The sequence below is a fragment of the Pseudomonas sp. 05N431 genome, assembly GCF_056397005.1.
On sequence record NZ_JBFTMN010000010.1, the window covers coordinates 131,287 to 146,763 of the forward strand.

The following is a 15,477-nucleotide window of genomic DNA, read 5'->3' on the forward strand; positions in this document are numbered from 1 at the left end:
TAGCATGGTGAGCCCTGACCGTTAGATGTTGTTTTTGCCATGCCGCGTCCTCCTCGTCCCGCTTCCCGCCGCCCCGGCGTGAAACCTGCGCAATCCTCTTCAGCTCCGCGACGTGTTGCCAAAGCGCCACCGGCCGAGCCGAAGCTGATTCTGTTCAACAAACCCTTCGACGTGCTGACGCAGTTCAGCGACGCAGAAGGGCGGGCGACGCTCAAGGACTTTATCGAGATTCCCGGGATCTACCCGGCAGGACGGCTGGACCGTGACAGCGAAGGCTTGCTGTTGCTGACCAACGATGGCCAGCTTCAGGCGCGCATTGCTGACCCGAAACACAAGCTGGCCAAGACCTATTGGGTGCAAGTGGAAGGCGAGCCGAGCGCCGAGCAATTGCAGCTACTGCGCGAGGGTGTCGAGTTGAATGACGGCATGACCTTGCCGGCGCAAGCGCGGCAGCTGGAAGAACCTGAGCTATGGCCGCGCAACCCGCCCGTGCGCTTTCGCAAAAGCGTGCCGACCAGTTGGCTGGAATTGGTGATTCGTGAAGGGCGCAACCGCCAGGTGCGGCGCATGACCGCTGCAGTTGGCTTGCCGACTCTGCGTCTGGTGCGGGTGCGAATCGGCGACTGGACGATCGAAGGCCTCGATCAGGGGCAGTGGAAAGAAGTGCCGGCGCGCTTATAAAGCGCCGGATTCGATCAGGCCGATCACCACACTCTTGATGATGAACGCGGCCACGCCCAGACCCAGCACGAAGAACAGGATGAACGAGCCGAAGCGTCCGGCCTTGGATTTTTTCGCCAGATCCCAGACGATGAAACCCATGAAAATGATCAGGATGCTGACCAGACCGGTCATCATCCACTCTTCAAATACTGCAGGATCCATCGATTATCTCCAGCGCAGGCGGGGCAAAAGGCCGGGGAAGTATACGCCAATGGATATTGGCGGCGCATTGACGTGCGTCGGTCTGCCGCAGTTGTTCGTCGCCTGTGCCGGCCCCATCGCGAGCAAGCTCGCTCCCACAGTTGATCCCGGATGCTCACAAATAATGTGTTCACTGAAGATCCAATGTGGGAGCGAGCTTGCTCGCGATGGCGTAATCAGCTGCGCAGGTGAGTCAGCGGCAACTCGGTGCTGTTGAGCACCTGGTTCAGTACAAAGCTTGAGCGCACGCTGGTCACGCCTTCAATGCGGGTCAGGTGGCCGAGCAGCAGTTTCTGGTAGTGGTCCATGTCCGGCACCACCACCTTGAGTTGATAGTCGGCGTCCATCCCGGTCACCAGGCTGCATTCGAGCACTTGCGGCAAGGTGCGGATGGCGGCTTCGAAGTTTTCGAAGCGCTCGGGCGTGTGCCGGTCCATGCCGATCAACACGTAGGCGGTCAGGCTCAGGCCGAGCTTCTTGCGGTCGAGCAGGGCCACCTGACGGGTGATGTAGCCATCGTCCTCAAGCTGCTTGACCCGTCGCGAACAAGGCGAAGGCGACAGGCCGATGCGTTCGGCAAGCTCCTGATTGGAGATGCGTGCGTCGCGCTGCAATTCCGCCAAAATGCTCAAGTCGTATCGGTCGAGTTTGCTCATGAATCAGGCCTTTGTCTTAACTATTGCGGTGGATTATCTATCCGTGATGAAAAATTGCGCAAGTCATGTTTATTTGAGCAATCTTCGCAATCGTCTGTCGCCGCCTCAAGCCTATTCTTATCACCAGAATCACTGCCCGGACAAACAGTCCACAGCGACCCGCCGAATCAGGCCAGTCGCGGCCACCACTCCCACAGGAGCTGAGTTGGCCCCCGGGCTACACACTGTCCAGAAGACGGAGTGAGGTGAGCCGACGTCAAAAGCGTCGAGCACGGACGAAGTTCTCAAAGGGAGGCCGACGGGTCTCCCTTTTTTATTGTGTGTAAATCAAGAAATAAGTCTGGCGACTGATAACCTGTTGCAGAACCGGCCTGTGCTTTTTCAGTCTTATGTATAGGTCACCACCGCAGTGAGGAATAGCATGAAGTCGCGCATCTGGCGTATGGCAGGTGTTGGTGTGTTGTGTGCAAGTGTCAGCGCGCCATTGCTGGCAGAAGGTCAAGGTGGGGAGGATCTCCTTCGTCGACAGCAACAGCAACAGCAGCAACAACAACACAATAATGGTGGTGGCCAGCACGAGCATGGCGGTGAAGGTCATCAGGGAGGTAATCAACCGCGTCCCGAAAACAATCCGCCTCGCGTGGAAAGCATCCAGCAGCACCCGCAAAACAATCAACCTCGCGTCGAGTACAACCAGCCACGTCCCCAAATCAACCAACCACGTCCGCAGCCTGAAATAATTCGCGGCAACAACAGCCGCCAGTTTGAACACAACGATCAGAATCAGGGAGGCGACTGGCAGAACCGTCAGCGACACGAGCCCAATGGCCAGGTTCAAGTCCGCCCCGCGCCTGCGCCGGCGAACAACTTGCCGATCCAGGGCCGTCCGGACACTGTTCGCCAGACCCAGGAGCCACAGCGCGGCTATTATCAGGACGTTCCGCGGCGCAACGATTACAACCAGCGTTGGCAGGCCGGTGGTCGCGATGAGCATCGGGATGAGCGTCGCTGGCCAGGACGTCCGGAAGGACATGGCAATGGCTGGGGTGATGGCCCGCGGTATCGGCCAGGTCAAATAATCGACCGCTTCCCGGACCGCCACGACCGTGTGCCGTACCGTGGGCAGGATTATTTCTACTCCGGTGGCTATTGGTATCGACCGCAAGGGCCGCGCTATGTGGTGGTTCATCCGCCTCGCGGGATCCGTGTGAGGTATCTGCCCGATTACGCTCAGGAGGTGTGGATCGGTGGCGCGCTGATGTTTCTGGCGGCAGGTGCGTACTACGCCTACGAGGAAAGCACTCAAGACTACGTTGTGGTTGAGCCGCCGGTAGGCAACCCGCAACCACAACCCGTCAGCAATGGTTATGACGTGGTGGCATACCCGATCAATGGGCAGCCGCCCGAGCAGGTCACTCAGGACGGTTACGATTGTTATCGTTGGGCGGTCCAGCAGAGCGGGTTTGATCCACGGACCGTGACCTATCAGCCGGCGCCACAGGTGGTACAGACTTACCGCCAGGCCGAAGGCAATTGCCTTGTCTCACGCGGTTATCAGGTTACTTTCTGATTCCGGACGGCTGTCACCACTTCCTGCGGGTCGGCGTGCACCAGCACTTCGGCTCGCGGGTAAACGGCGTGAATGGCGTCCGCCGCTTGATCACTGATGCCGTGCGCGACTGATAGCGTCAGCTCCCCCGGCAACTCCAGGTGCAATTGCACGAACCAGTGACTGCCGGAGATCCGCGTGCGCAAGTCGTGTGCGCCGAGTACACCGGGTACGCCGCATGCCAGTTCGAGCATGTGCTGGCTGACATCCGGTGGCAGTTCTTCATCCATCAGCACTGCAAAACTTTCCCGGGCGATTTGTATCGCACTCCAGAGAATGTAGACGGCGATCCCCAGGCCGAACCAGGCGTCGACTTGATGCCAGCCAAAACCGGCCAGTACCAACGCGACCAGGATGCTGCCGTTGAGCATCATGTCGGAACGGTAATGCAGCGAGTCGGCGCGCACCGCGCTGGAGCCGGTTTCGCGGATAACCCGGTGCTGCAGCATCAGCAGCGCCAGGGTCAGGACCAGGGAAAAGATGATCACGCCAATGCTGATCCACGGCGCGCCCACCGGTTCCGGGTGTTGCAGGCGCTCGAATGCCTGATACGCGATCAATACCGCGCTGCCCCCGATGAACAATGCCTGGGCCATACCCGACAAGGATTCCGCCTTGCCGTGCCCGTAGCGGTGATCGTCATCGGCCGGGCGCAGTGCGTAATGCACCGCCAACAGATTGAGCAGCGACGTCACGCCGTCGAGTGCCGAGTCCGTCAGCCCGGCGAGCATGCTCACCGATCCGCTCAGCCACCAGGCAATGGCCTTGGCGACAATGAGTATGCTCGCCACCGCCACGGAGGCGCGGGTGGCGAGGCGTAACAGGCGAGCGTGTTCCGGGCTGCTGGTCATAGGTGGAGCGTTTCCTCGGTGTTGTGCATCAAGCAGCGGGTTGCAGGCCGAGCAAGGCCAGTTGCTGAACGCTGCCCTTGTGCTGGATCAGGCGCGGATCATCCAGCGGGAAGCTGCGGCCCAGTTCGCTTTCGAGAATGGCCTGCAACTTGTGGTTATCAACCTTGCCGTCGGCATCAATGGCCTGCTGGAGTTTCTCCGGCGCCACTTGCGCGGTCTTGCCGGGTTCGAAGTAAATCGCGCCGGTGGTGAAGTCTATGGCGAACGCGACGAGCCCGGGGATGATATAGAACAGCAGGCCTACGGCGTCGAGCGCGGCAATCGCCGGGTCGATCTTGCCGTCGATCTGGCCACGGCGATCCGGGTAGAAAATCGAACCGCATGCGGTCACTTGGGTCAGCAGGGTCGCAACCAATAGACCGCCAATCAGGCGAAATGGAGCACGCATAATAAATCTCCTGAGCAAACTTGAAACGAAACGTCGTCGGTATGAATTAGGACCGTGATTAACGCCAGGCAGTTCGCCGTTATACTCGGCGATCTGTTTTGGAGCCAGCATGATTTCTTTGCCAATTGATGAAGTTTTACCCGCGCTGCGTGAAGCCTTGGCGACACGCCACGAAGCCGTGCTCGAAGCACCGCCCGGCGCCGGTAAAACCACCCGTGTGCCGTTGGCGCTGTTGAACGAGCCGTGGCTGGCCGGGCAAACCATCCTCATGCTTGAACCGCGTCGGCTGGCCGCGCGGGCCGCGGCGGAGCGGCTGGCCAGCGAGCTCGGCGAGAAAGTCGGTGAAACAGTCGGATACCGGATTCGCCTGGACAGCAAGGTTGGGCCGAATACCCGCATCGAGGTGGTCACCGAAGGCATCCTCACACGCCGCTTGCAGGAGGACCCGGCGCTGGATGGCGTAGGCCTGCTGATCTTCGACGAATACCACGAGCGTAGCCTCGATGCCGACCTCGCGCTGGCCTTGAGCCTGAATGGCCGCGAGTTGTTTCGTGACGAGCAGCCACTGAAGATTCTGTTGATGTCGGCGACGCTTGAAGGTGAGCGCCTCGCCGGGCTGCTGAATGACGCACCGATCCTGCGTAGTGAGGGTCGCATGTACCCAGTAACGATGCGCTGGGGCCGGCCGTTTCAGCCGGGTGAGTTCATCGAGCCGCGAGTGGTGCAGACCATTCTCGATGCCTTGAACGATGAAGCAGGCAGCCTGTTGGTATTCCTTCCCGGGCAGGCCGAAATCCGTCGTGTGCACCAGCAGTTGGCGGATGCCTTGGGCGAGCGCTCCGAGGTGTTGCTCTGCCCGTTGCATGGCGAGCTCGATCTGGCGGCGCAGCGCGCAGCCATCGACCCGGCGCCGCCTGGCCAGCGCAAAGTAGTGCTGGCCACCAACATCGCCGAAACCAGCCTGACCATCAACGGCGTGCGGGTGGTCATCGACGCCGGGTTGGCGCGAGTGCCGCGTTTCGACCCGGGCAGCGGCATGACCCGCCTCGACACCCAGCGCATCTCCCGCGCCAGCGCCACCCAGCGTGCCGGCCGCGCAGGACGGTTGGAACCGGGTGTGTGTTATCGACTGTGGTCGCAGGATCAGCACGAACAATTGGCGGCCTACGCCAGCCCGGAAATTCTCTCGGCAGACCTTGCCGGGCTGGCCTTGCAGCTCGGGCGTTGGGGCGTGACGCCTGGGCAGTTGGTCTGGCTCGATGTGCCCCCGGCGGCGGCTTATGCACAGGCGCAGGACTTGCTCGAACGCCTTGGCGCGTTGCAGGGTTCGTCTGCTGAGGACTGGAAACTCACTCGCCACGGTCAGGCCATGGCCGAACTGCCGGCCCATCCGCGTATCGCGCATCTGTTACTGCGTGGGCAAGCCTTGGGGCTGGCGAACATGGCCTGCGACGTCGCTGCATTGCTTGGCGAACGGGACATTTTGCGCGGTGCCGGTGCGGACTTGCACAGTCGACTGGTGCTGTTGTCCGGCGAAGAGCGCGCGGCGCGTGGCGCTCAGGGTGGTGTGCAGCGGGCGCGGCAATTGGCCCGACAATATCGTGGTTATCTGCGTGGCAAAGCCGAAGAACCGGTCAGCGATCCGGAGCATCCGCGCTGGCTCGGCGCCTTACTGGCGCTGGCCTATCCGGACCGCGTCGCCCAACAGCGCCGTGCCGGTGGTGCGGAATATCGGCTGGCCAACGGTCGTGCGGCATTGTTCGCCGAGGCCGACAGCCTGATGAAACAACCCTGGCTGGTGATCGCCGATCTGGGCAGTCGTCAGGGACAGCGCGAAGAACGGATTTATCTGGCAGCGGATTTTGATCCGGCGCTGTTCGATTCGGTGTTGGCGGAGCAGGTGCGTTGCGTCGATCAGCTCGATTGGGACGAGCGCGAAGGCGTGCTGCGGGCCGAGCGTCAGCGCAAGGTCGGCGAGTTGGTGCTCAGTCGCGAACCGTTGACCGGCCTTGATGAAACCGCACGCAGCCAGGCGTTGGTCAATCTGGTGCGCCGTAAGGGGTTGGAGCTGTTGCCATGGACGCCGGAGTTGCGTCAGTGGCAGGCGCGAGTGGCATTGCTACGTCAGTTGGACTTGAGCAAGCAGGGCGAGAGTGAGTGGCCGGACGTCAGCGATGCGGCGTTGCTGGCCAGCCTCGAACATTGGTTGATGCCGTACCTGGGACGGGTTTCGCGGCTCAGCCATTTCGCCAGCCTGGACGTGTCGAGCTTTGTGCATAACCTGCTGCCGTGGCCATTGCCGCAACGCCTCGATGAGCAGGCGCCGCATCATCTGAGCGTGCCCTCCGGTTCATCGATTCGTCTGGATTACAGCGAACAGCCACCGATTCTCGCGGTGCGCTTGCAGGAGCTGTTCGGCCTGGCCGAGACCCCGCGCATTGCCGGTGGCCGGCAAGTGGTCAAGCTGCATTTGCTGTCACCGGCGCGCCGGCCGGTGCAGGTCACCCAGGATCTGGCGAACTTCTGGCGCAGCACCTATGCCGAGGTGAAGAAGGACCTCAAGGGACGCTACCCGAAACATTACTGGCCGGATGATCCGTTGGTGGCCGAGGCCACGGCGCGGGCCAAGCCGCGTAAGTCTTAAGAGCAATCCCCACCAGTCAAGTGCACACATTCCCTGATGCGCCAACACTCCAATGTGGGAGCGAGCTTGCTCGCGAAGGGGCCATAACATCCAGCATCAATGTTGAATGTCAGTCCGCTATCGCGAGCAAGCTCGCTCCCACATTGGATCTGTGTCAGTCAGTCGCTAGGGGGCGGCCGGGAGTAGAAACCGTGCAATCACCGGCAGGTGATCGGAGATGCGCAGCGTATCGTCCTGTCGCACTTGCGCTTCGATACGTTTGATCCGCGGGCTGTAGAACAGGTAATCGACGGTGCGGTCCGGGCCGTTGAGGTCGGGGTCGTTAGGGTAATGGGTCAGCCACTGGTCCCGATCGACGCCGCTGGCCTCATTGTTGGTCGGGATCATCGGGTACTTGTCCCACAACACATGCAGGGCACTGTCGGCGGAGTAGGGCGTGCGTTGCTCGGGCGCGAGGCGTTGATACTGGCCCAGCGGCAACAGGTTGAAGTCGCCACCGATCAGCCACGGCGTGCCGCGACCTTCATACGTGTCGAGCGCCTTGACAACCGCCGTCACCTTCTCCTGCTGGTTCTCATCAGGCTGCACCGCCCGATCAAGGTGAGTGTTGAGCACCGCCATTTGCCCGCCATCGCGCAGTGGCAGGTAACTCACCAACAGGGCGTTTTTCGGCTGGAACTGACGGCTGATGAAATTGATCGGCGCTTCAGGCAACTGCAGGCGTTCGGCGTGTTCGATCTGGTAGCGGCTCAAGGTCGCCAATTGCCGGCCAACGCTGCCGAAAATATGCGGATCGGGAACAAAGTCGGCCTTCCAGTCGAAGGCGTGCGTGCTGCAAGGGTAGAGGTCGGCCAGGCGTTCCTGGAGCAACTTGAGCTGATGCTGATAGCCGCTGGCCTTGGCGTCGTCATCCAGCGCCTGCAACAGGACCACGTCCGGCTGTTCGTCGCGGATCACCCGTGCCACTTCATCGAGGCTGAAAGCCATGTCTTCCGCGGTCGGACTTTCGTCAGGGCCTTGGGCCAGGTCATTCCAGAACACATAGCGTTTGCCCGCCAGGTACTGGACATTCCAGGTCATCACCTTCAACGTCTGCCCCGGCACCAGCACAGGCGCGCTGGTGCTGCAACTGACGGGGAGCGTTTCCTTGGCGTCGGGGCGCCAGGTCAGGCTGTAGAGAAAGGAAAACAGCAGGCTGACGAGAATCAGCAGGCCCAGCAGGGTGTAGCGCAGTAGACGGGTCATGGCTCGGCTTATGGCGTTACAAAGTTGGGCCCGAGCATAACCGAGGTGAGTCCTGACCCCAAGGGTAGAGCTGTCAGGCGCTTCCTTCGGTTTTGTCGGGGGCCGCGCTGATCAGCATGAACAGACGAAACAGCACCACGCTGGTGAACAGTTGCAGAAAGCTGTGGACACTTTCGATGATCAGCGACAGTGCCGGGTTCTGCGGCTCCGGGTAGATGGCCATGCTCGCGCCTTTGAGTATCCACAACGGGCCCATCACGCAGAGAATGCACAGCAGGATGCGCAGGAAATTGCCACGGGCCAGGCGCATGCTTTCGCGGATGGCCTCCAGCGGTTGCATGTTGCGCAGCACCAGCAGGTATTCGGCAAAGGCGAGCATCACCATCAGCCAGATGCCTGGCAGGAAATACAGCGACAAGCCCACCAGAATCAGCAAGGTGTTGACCGCCGTCAGCAATGCAAAGCGTGGCCACAGGCTGACCGACGCCGACAACAGGGCCAGGGTGCGCGGCGATTCGCCACGGCTGCGGGCATCGAGAAACAGGATCAGCGCGGCGGTGTACAGCGGATACACCAGCAACCCGACAATTACGCTATAGCCGGGAAAGGCGTCTGGCCCCTGGGAGTGGTCGACCAGTTGCTGAAGCAAGGCTTCAAGCACGACCAACGGCAGACACAGCGGCACGATACGGCCCAGGTTGCGCTGGAAGAAATACAAGGAGTCGCGGAGTACGTCTAACGGATTCATCGGTCGCTTTCGCTGATTACAAAGTATGGTGACACTGTAACCGATGCGACCGGCAGTCGAGCAAACGTAAACGTTCGGTAAAGGCTATTGAAACAATCGGCAACAGCCCCATAACTAGTGGGCACCTTATCCATAAGGGAGAAGGGCAATGATTTTCCGGCAATCTATGAGGTCGCCATGAACAGCGAAGAACAAACCCTGATCGATGGACTGTTTTCACGGCTGCAACAGGCCGAAACGGATTCAGCCCCACGCGATGCTCTGGCCGAGGCGCGGATCAAGGAACACCTGAGCCGCCAGCCAGCAGCGGGCTATTTCATGACTCAGGCGATTCTGGTGCAAGAGGCGGCGATCAAGAGCCTCGACGAGCAAAACAAACAGCTCACCCAGCAACTTCAGCAACTGCAAGCCGAACTGCAACAAGCCAGGGCCCAGGCCGCGGCACCAGCCCCGAGCAACAGCGGCGGTGGTTTCCTGTCGAGCATCTTCGGCGGCTCCCGTGATCCACAGCCTGCACCGGCCCAGAGCGCTCCAGCATCGAGCGGCGGCTGGCGTGAACCGGCGCGACCTTCTGCGCCACCGGCACAAAACTATGGCGCGCCACAGCAGGGCTTTGGTGCCCCACAGCAAAACTTTGGTGCCCCACAACAGAACTACGCCGCACCTCAGCAACAGGCGCCGGCAGCCGGCAGCAGTTTCCTCGGTGGCGCCTTGAAAACCGCAGCCGGCGTGGCCGGTGGTGTGATGCTGGCGCAGGGCATCAGCAGCCTGTTCCACAGCAACCAGCAGCAGCCGCAGGAAATCGTTGAAGTTATCAAGGAAGAGCCGGCTCAAGTGAATGACAGCGAGCGTCTGGCCAACAACGATTCCTGGAGCAACAACGATCAGGGCGGGTTTGCAGACACCGACGACAGCGACGACAGCTCATTCTTCGGTGGCGATGACGACGATTCCTTCGTCTGATACGCCATTCGTCCGGGGCCTTGTTGCGCCCCGGACTGATTATTCGCGGAACATTCCTTCTGACTGGCATACTGGGCGACTTTCGGACTTTGAGTCTGATCAATCGCCCGCGCTTGTGTGCGCCATGAGGATGTGCGGTGAAGAAGATCGCAGTGTTCGCCGATGTCCAGAATCTCTATTACACCGTGCGCCAGGCCTACGGTTGTCATTTCAACTACGCCGCCCTCTGGGCTGACGTCAGTCAGCGCGGGCAGATCGTCGAGGCCTATGCCTACGCCATCGATCGCGGCGACAGCAAGCAGCAGCAATTCCAGCAGATCCTGCGCAACCTCGGTTTCATCGTGAAACTCAAGCCCTACATCCAGCGCAGCGACGGCTCGGCCAAGGGCGACTGGGACGTGGGCATCACCCTCGACATCATGGACGCCGCCGATCACGTCGACGAAGTGGTGCTGGCCTCGGGGGACGGTGATTTCGACATGTTGCTGGAGCGGATCATCGCCAAGCACGGTGTCGAAGCGGTGGCCTATGGCGTGCCGGGGCTCACCGCCAACTCGCTGATTCGCGCGGCCAGCCGTTACGTGCCGATCGAAGGCGCGTTGCTGCTTAAAAACTGATTATTGAACCCAAGGAACAGGTTTGGAACGCATAGCCGTCATCGACTTTGAAACCACCGGAATCTCCCCGAGCAGCAGTTGCCGGGCCACGGAAATTGCCGTGGTGATTCTTGAACAGGGGCGGATTGTCGACCGTTACCAAAGCCTGATGAACGCCGGCGTGCGCATCCCGGCCTTCATCGAGCAACTGACCGGTATCAGCAACGCCATGCTGCGCACTGCACCCTCGGCCGAGCAGGTGATGAATGAGGTCAACGAATTCGTCGGTATCACGCCGCTGCTGGCCCACAACGCCGCCTTCGACCAGAAGTTCTGGGACTTTGAACTGGGACGGATCAAACGCACACGCCTGCAGAACTTCGCCTGCTCGCTGTTACTCGCCCGGCGCCTGATGCCGGCCGCGCCGAACCACAAACTCGGCACCCTCACCACTTTCGCCCAATTGCCCCACACCGGTCAGGCTCACCGGGCCATGGCCGACGCCGAAATGGCCGCCAACCTTACTGTGCACCTGGAGCGGGAACTGCTGCACAAACACGGCTTGCGCGAGCTGTCCCATGATCTGCTGTGCAGCTTGCAGAAAGTGCCGGCGGCGAAGATCAACGAACACCTCAAGCGCCATCGCGGGTTCTGACTGCATCACCACTCCACTGTGGGAGCGAGCCTGCTCGCGATAGCGATCTGTCAGTCACTTGTGTGGTGAGTGTGCCGGCGTCATCGCGAGCAAGCTCGCTCCCACAGGGGCACTACTTTTATCGTTCCCACGTGGAGTGAATGATCGTTCCCACGCTCCTGCGTGGGAATGCCTCACTGGACGCTCCGCGTCCGCTCTTGATGTGATGCGGTGGTACTTTGAAAAGTGTACCGGCCTTATAAACAGGTTTTGTAACTTAAGTTCCGTCTGTCGGCTTTCTAAAATAACGCTCTCCTTGTCCTGCCTTCGAGCGTCCCATGTCTGGTCTACGCCGTTTTCCGTTACCGCTGATCGGTGCCTTTTTCGCGTTGTACGTGATCTGGGGATCGACCTATCTGGTGATCCGCATCGGCGTGCAGTACTGGCCGCCACTGATGCTCGGCGGCATTCGTTTTATTGTCGGCGGGACGCTGATGTACGCCTTCCTGCGCTGGCGCGGTGTACCGGCGCCGACCTGGCCGCAGTGGAAGGCGGCGGGGCTGATCGGGATTTTGTTGCTCAGTTTTGGCAATGGCGCGGTCAGCATGGCCGAGCACACGGGCGTGGCCTCTGGCGTTGCGGCCTTGGCGGTGGCGACGGTGCCGTTGTTTACCTTGCTCTGCGGATATTTCTGGGGCTCGCGTAATACCCGTCTGGAATGGGCAGGGATTGTGCTCGGGCTGATCGGTATCGCCATGCTCAATCTGGGCTCCAATCTGCAATCGAGCCCTTTGGGGGCTGTGCTGCTGATTGGTGCGGCGGCAGCCTGGGCGTTTGGTTCGGTGTGGAGCAAACATTTGCCAATGCCTCAGGGCGCAATGTCCAGTGCGGCGCAAATGCTGGTCGGTGGCGTGGTGTTGTTGATCGGCAGCGCGCTGACTGGTGAACAGCTGCAAAGCCTGCCGCCGCTCGAGGGGTGGGTCGCGATGCTGTACCTGGTGGTGTTCGGCTCGATCGTTGCGTTCAACGCCTATATGTACCTGCTGAAAAACGTCCGTCCGGCGGCGGCCACCAGTTATGCCTACGTCAACCCGGCAGTGGCGGTGTTGTTGGGGATCGTTTTTGCCGGAGAAAGCATCGGTATCGAAGAGGCTTTGGCGATGGCGGTGATCATCAGTGCCGTGGTGCTGATCAGTCTGCCGCAGTGGCGACGCGCTCCTGAGCGGCCTGCCGTCCTGGTGCCGACAGAATCCCGTGTGAATTAGGGTAAACTGCGCGCCATTGCACACTCGCGCTGATTTTTCCTACGGTATTCCCATGACTTTCGCCACTCTTGGCCTGATCGAACCCTTGCTGCGCGCCCTTGAGACGCTCGGCTACCAGACCCCGACCCCGGTGCAGACGCAAGCCATTCCGGCGGTGCTGGCGGGTCGCGACCTGATGGCTGCGGCCCAGACCGGCACCGGCAAGACCGCCGGTTTCGCCGTGCCGCTGTTGCAGTTGCTGGCCATGGAAGGGCCGAAAGTCACCCATAACTCGGTACGTGCGCTGATCCTGGTGCCAACCCGCGAGCTGGCCGAGCAGGTTCATGAAAGCGTGCGTCAGTACGCCGAAAACCTGCCGCTGAGCACCTACGCGGTGTACGGCGGCGTCAGCATCAACCCGCAAATGATGAAGCTGCGCAAAGGTGTCGACCTGCTGGTGGCCACGCCAGGTCGCCTGCTGGACCTGTTCCGCCAGAACGCGCTGAAGTTCAACCAGTTGCAAACTCTGGTGCTGGACGAAGCCGACCGCATGCTCGATCTGGGTTTCTCCGAAGAGCTGGCGAACATTTACAAGGCGCTGCCGAAAAAGCGTCAGACGCTGCTGTTCTCCGCGACCTTCTCCGATGCGATTCGCGAGTTGGCCGGGAAAATGCTCAATGATCCGCTGAGCATCGAAGTCAGCCCGCGTAATGTTGCCGCCAATACGGTCAAGCAATGGGTGGTCACGGTCGACAAGAAGCGCAAGGCCGAGTTGTTCATTCACTTGCTGCGCAAGAATCGCTGGAAGCAGGTGCTGGTGTTTGCCAAGACCCGTAACGGCGTAGACGCGTTGGTGGAAAAACTCCAGGGCCTGAGCGTGAATGCCGATGGTATTCACGGCGACAAACCACAAGCTACACGGCAGCGCGCACTGGACCGTTTCAAGGCCAGCGAAGTGCAGATTCTGGTAGCCACCGACGTCGCGGCCCGTGGCCTGGATATCGAAGACTTGCCACTGGTGGTGAACTTCGACCTGCCTATCGTTGCCGAGGATTACATCCACCGTATCGGTCGCACCGGCCGTGCAGGCGCGACCGGCGAGGCGATTTCGCTGGTGTGTGCCGATGAGGTGAATCAGCTGTCGGCCATCGAGATGCTGACGCGTCAGACCTTGACCCGCCACATGGAGCAGGACTTCGAGCCTGAACACCGCGTGCCGGATACTGATGCCAGCGGCCAGGTGGTCAAGAAACCGAAAAAACCGAAGAAGCCAAAAGTCTCCGGTGGCGGCAAACGCAACCTCGGCAAGTGGGTAGAGAGCGGTGATGCTTCGGCGCCGGAGCCTTCGATCAAGCCTGTGCGCAAAGTGCCGGTGTTCAATACCGGGCCACGCAAGCGTAAGCCTTGATTAGACGCTGCGCCTGTTAGACCGCTTTCGCGAGCAAGCCCGCTCCCACACTGATTTTCATTTGACGCAAATTTTGCGTACAACTTAGATCAAATGTGGGAGCGGGCTTGCTCGCGAAGGACGCGACCCGGTCTTCAAGCCTTGCGCTGTAACCACTCCACCATCCCCAACCCCGCCGCTCGCCCACTGGCGAAACACGCGGTCAGTAGATAGCCACCCGTTGGCGCTTCCCAATCGAGCATTTCCCCTGCGCAGAACACGCCAGGCAGTTGCTTGAGCATCAGCTTTTCATTCATCGCTTCGAACGTCACGCCGCCGGCGCTGCTGATGGCTTCGTCCAATGGGCGGGTGTTGACCAGTGTCAGCGGCAAGGCCTTGATCGCGTTGGCCAGCAAAAACGGGTCAGCGAAGCATTCGGCCGGTGTCAGTTCGCGTAGCAGTGCAGCCTTGACGCCTTCGAGGCCGAGCTGGCTGTGCAAGTGTTTGGCCATGGAGCGTGAACCGCGGGGTTTATTCAGTGCCACCTGGATTTTATCCATAGGCCTGCCGGGCAGCAGGTCGAGATGAAGGGTGGCCGAGCCGGTCTGATTGATGGCTTCACGGATCGGCGCCGACAACGCATAAATCAAACTGCCTTCGATGCCGGTGGCGGTGATCACGCATTCGCCGAGTCGCGGCAGGTCGTCGTTGAGGGCAATGGCGATATTTTTCAGCGGGGCGCCGGCGAATTTGCTGACCATCAGCTCGCTCCAGGCCTTCACCTCGAAACCGCAATTGCTCGGTTGCAGCGGCGCCAAGGCGACTCCGCGTTGTTCCAGCGGCAGCATCCAGGCGCCATCCGAGCCCAAACGAGACCAGCTGCCGCCACCCAGCGCCAGTAACAGCGCATCGGCGCTGATCGCCTTCTCGCCCTCGGGGCTATCGATACGCAGGCTGCCATCAGCGTTCCAGCCCAGCCAACGGTGGCGGGTGTGGATAACGACGCCGGCATCGCGCAGGCGTTTGAGCCAGGCGCGCAGTAGCGGGGCGGCCTTCATGTCGGTAGGAAACACCCGGCCAGAGCTGCCGATGAACGTTTCGATACCCAACCCATGAATCCATTGGCACAAGGCCTCAGCCCCGAATTCGCGCAACAACGGGGCGATGTGCGGGGCGCGCTCGGCATAACGGGACAGAAATGCCGGGTAGGCTTCGGAATGGGTAATGTTCATGCCGCCGACGCCGGCCAGCAGGAATTTTCGACCCACCGAGGGCATGCCGTCGTACAGATCGACCTTGACCCCGGCCTGGCTCAGCACTTCTGCGGCCATCAGGCCGGCAGGGCCGCCGCCGATGATGGCGACGTGGTGAGGGAGGTTGGCGGGGGACTGGGTCATGGCGTGAGCTGCGGTTCGGCGGAATAGGGCGGGCATTCTAGCAGTACAACTTTGAAATACGGTGCAGGACTGCGTCCGTAGCAGCTGCCGAGCCTGCGAGGCTGCGTTCGAGGACGAAGTCCTCGCAAATC

Annotated in this window: 15 protein-coding genes; 8 read left to right on the plus strand and 7 right to left on the minus strand. The window is 60.8% G+C overall.

The genetic code is table 11. From position 1 onward, the window contains the following. The first annotated feature begins 39 nt into the window (after positions 1-39). The gene (locus AC1DIG_RS19090) at positions 40-681 is read left to right on the plus strand and encodes a pseudouridine synthase (protein WP_477768546.1); all 642 of its coding nucleotides are present in this window, start codon (positions 40-42) and stop codon (positions 679-681) included. On the opposite strand, the gene AC1DIG_RS19095 is transcribed toward AC1DIG_RS19090, so the two are convergent. Together AC1DIG_RS19095 and AC1DIG_RS19100 are read right to left on the minus strand one after the other, a co-directional pair. Next, the gene (locus AC1DIG_RS19095; RefSeq protein ID WP_003228500.1) at positions 676-885 is read right to left on the minus strand and encodes a DUF2788 domain-containing protein; all 210 of its coding nucleotides are present in this window, start codon (positions 883-885) and stop codon (positions 676-678) included. The genes AC1DIG_RS19090 and AC1DIG_RS19095 overlap by 6 nt on opposite strands. A gap of 215 nt (positions 886-1,100) precedes the next feature. Further along, complete coding sequence (locus tag AC1DIG_RS19100; RefSeq protein WP_427528659.1) at positions 1,101-1,580, minus strand: Lrp/AsnC family transcriptional regulator; 480 nt, start codon at positions 1,578-1,580, stop codon at positions 1,101-1,103. 421 nt (positions 1,581-2,001) lie between these two features. Between AC1DIG_RS19100 and AC1DIG_RS19105 the strand changes: the two genes are divergently transcribed. Further along, entirely contained in the window at positions 2,002-3,150 is a 1,149-nt protein-coding gene (locus AC1DIG_RS19105) for a DUF6515 family protein (protein ID WP_477768547.1), read from the plus strand. Here the strand turns inward: AC1DIG_RS19105 and AC1DIG_RS19110 are convergent. Together AC1DIG_RS19110 and AC1DIG_RS19115 are read right to left on the minus strand one after the other, a co-directional pair. Further along, the gene (locus AC1DIG_RS19110) at positions 3,135-4,040 is read right to left on the minus strand and encodes a cation diffusion facilitator family transporter (protein ID WP_477768548.1); all 906 of its coding nucleotides are present in this window, start codon (positions 4,038-4,040) and stop codon (positions 3,135-3,137) included. The two genes, AC1DIG_RS19105 and AC1DIG_RS19110, sit on opposite strands and share 16 nt — an antisense overlap. Positions 4,041-4,068: 28 nt before the next feature. Then, on the minus strand, positions 4,069-4,488 hold the full coding sequence (locus AC1DIG_RS19115; protein ID WP_054594184.1) for a hypothetical protein: 420 nt from the start codon (positions 4,486-4,488) through the stop codon (positions 4,069-4,071). A gap of 109 nt (positions 4,489-4,597) precedes the next feature. Here AC1DIG_RS19115 and hrpB point away from each other — a divergent pair, with 109 nt between their 5' ends. After that, positions 4,598-7,132 carry an ATP-dependent helicase HrpB gene (gene hrpB, locus AC1DIG_RS19120; protein WP_477768549.1) on the plus strand — a complete coding sequence of 845 codons (2,535 nt, stop codon included), beginning with the start codon at positions 4,598-4,600 and terminating at the stop codon, positions 7,130-7,132. A 165-nt stretch (positions 7,133-7,297) separates the two neighbouring features. On the opposite strand, the gene AC1DIG_RS19125 is transcribed toward hrpB, so the two are convergent. Both AC1DIG_RS19125 and AC1DIG_RS19130 read right to left on the minus strand, forming a co-directional pair. Then, a complete protein-coding gene (locus AC1DIG_RS19125; RefSeq protein WP_477768550.1) occupies positions 7,298-8,377 on the minus strand; it encodes an endonuclease/exonuclease/phosphatase family protein in 1,080 nt (359 codons plus the stop codon). Between the two features lie 73 nt (positions 8,378-8,450). Continuing rightward, positions 8,451-9,125, minus strand: a complete 675-nt coding sequence (locus tag AC1DIG_RS19130) for a YciC family protein (protein WP_477768551.1) — start codon at positions 9,123-9,125, stop codon at positions 8,451-8,453. A 177-nt stretch (positions 9,126-9,302) separates the two neighbouring features. Here AC1DIG_RS19130 and AC1DIG_RS19135 point away from each other — a divergent pair, with 177 nt between their 5' ends. From AC1DIG_RS19135 to AC1DIG_RS19155, 5 genes are all read left to right on the plus strand, one after another. Continuing rightward, entirely contained in the window at positions 9,303-10,088 is a 786-nt protein-coding gene (locus AC1DIG_RS19135; RefSeq protein WP_477768552.1) for a DUF2076 domain-containing protein, read from the plus strand. Positions 10,089-10,225: 137 nt separating this feature from the next. Next, positions 10,226-10,705 carry a LabA-like NYN domain-containing protein gene (locus tag AC1DIG_RS19140; RefSeq protein WP_019691557.1) on the plus strand — a complete coding sequence of 160 codons (480 nt, stop codon included), beginning with the start codon at positions 10,226-10,228 and terminating at the stop codon, positions 10,703-10,705. A 22-nt stretch (positions 10,706-10,727) separates the two neighbouring features. Continuing rightward, positions 10,728-11,339: a 3'-5' exonuclease gene (locus tag AC1DIG_RS19145; RefSeq protein WP_477768553.1), complete on the plus strand. Its 612-nt coding sequence runs from the start codon at positions 10,728-10,730 to the stop codon at positions 11,337-11,339. 317 nt (positions 11,340-11,656) lie between these two features. Beyond that, complete coding sequence (yedA, locus tag AC1DIG_RS19150) at positions 11,657-12,583, plus strand: drug/metabolite exporter YedA (protein WP_477768554.1); 927 nt, start codon at positions 11,657-11,659, stop codon at positions 12,581-12,583. Between the two features lie 52 nt (positions 12,584-12,635). Continuing rightward, the gene (locus AC1DIG_RS19155; RefSeq protein ID WP_477768555.1) at positions 12,636-13,970 is read left to right on the plus strand and encodes a DEAD/DEAH box helicase; all 1,335 of its coding nucleotides are present in this window, start codon (positions 12,636-12,638) and stop codon (positions 13,968-13,970) included. Between the two features lie 134 nt (positions 13,971-14,104). Here the strand turns inward: AC1DIG_RS19155 and AC1DIG_RS19160 are convergent, their stop codons facing one another. Continuing rightward, positions 14,105-15,346: a TIGR03862 family flavoprotein gene (locus AC1DIG_RS19160; protein ID WP_477768556.1), complete on the minus strand. Its 1,242-nt coding sequence runs from the start codon at positions 15,344-15,346 to the stop codon at positions 14,105-14,107. Positions 15,347-15,477 lie beyond the last annotated feature (131 nt).

Bases quoted from the DNA above. Each gene is read 5' to 3' on its own strand.
- AC1DIG_RS19090 (WP_477768546.1), top strand. From the start codon at position 40: ATGCCGCGTCCTCCTCGTCCCGCTTCCCGCCGCCCCGGCGTGAAACCT.
- AC1DIG_RS19095 (WP_003228500.1), bottom strand. From the start codon at position 885: ATGGATCCTGCAGTATTTGAAGAGTGGATGATGACCGGTCTGGTCAGC.
- AC1DIG_RS19100 (WP_427528659.1), bottom strand. From the start codon at position 1,580: ATGAGCAAACTCGACCGATACGACTTGAGCATTTTGGCGGAATTGCAG.
- AC1DIG_RS19105 (WP_477768547.1), top strand. From the start codon at position 2,002: ATGAAGTCGCGCATCTGGCGTATGGCAGGTGTTGGTGTGTTGTGTGCA.
- AC1DIG_RS19110 (WP_477768548.1), bottom strand. From the start codon at position 4,040: ATGACCAGCAGCCCGGAACACGCTCGCCTGTTACGCCTCGCCACCCGC.
- AC1DIG_RS19115 (WP_054594184.1), bottom strand. From the start codon at position 4,488: ATGCGTGCTCCATTTCGCCTGATTGGCGGTCTATTGGTTGCGACCCTG.
- hrpB (WP_477768549.1), top strand. From the start codon at position 4,598: ATGATTTCTTTGCCAATTGATGAAGTTTTACCCGCGCTGCGTGAAGCC.
- AC1DIG_RS19125 (WP_477768550.1), bottom strand. From the start codon at position 8,377: ATGACCCGTCTACTGCGCTACACCCTGCTGGGCCTGCTGATTCTCGTC.
- AC1DIG_RS19130 (WP_477768551.1), bottom strand. From the start codon at position 9,125: ATGAATCCGTTAGACGTACTCCGCGACTCCTTGTATTTCTTCCAGCGC.
- AC1DIG_RS19135 (WP_477768552.1), top strand. From the start codon at position 9,303: ATGAACAGCGAAGAACAAACCCTGATCGATGGACTGTTTTCACGGCTG.
- yedA (WP_477768554.1), top strand. From the start codon at position 11,657: ATGTCTGGTCTACGCCGTTTTCCGTTACCGCTGATCGGTGCCTTTTTC.
- AC1DIG_RS19155 (WP_477768555.1), top strand. From the start codon at position 12,636: ATGACTTTCGCCACTCTTGGCCTGATCGAACCCTTGCTGCGCGCCCTT.
- AC1DIG_RS19160 (WP_477768556.1), bottom strand. From the start codon at position 15,346: ATGACCCAGTCCCCCGCCAACCTCCCTCACCACGTCGCCATCATCGGC.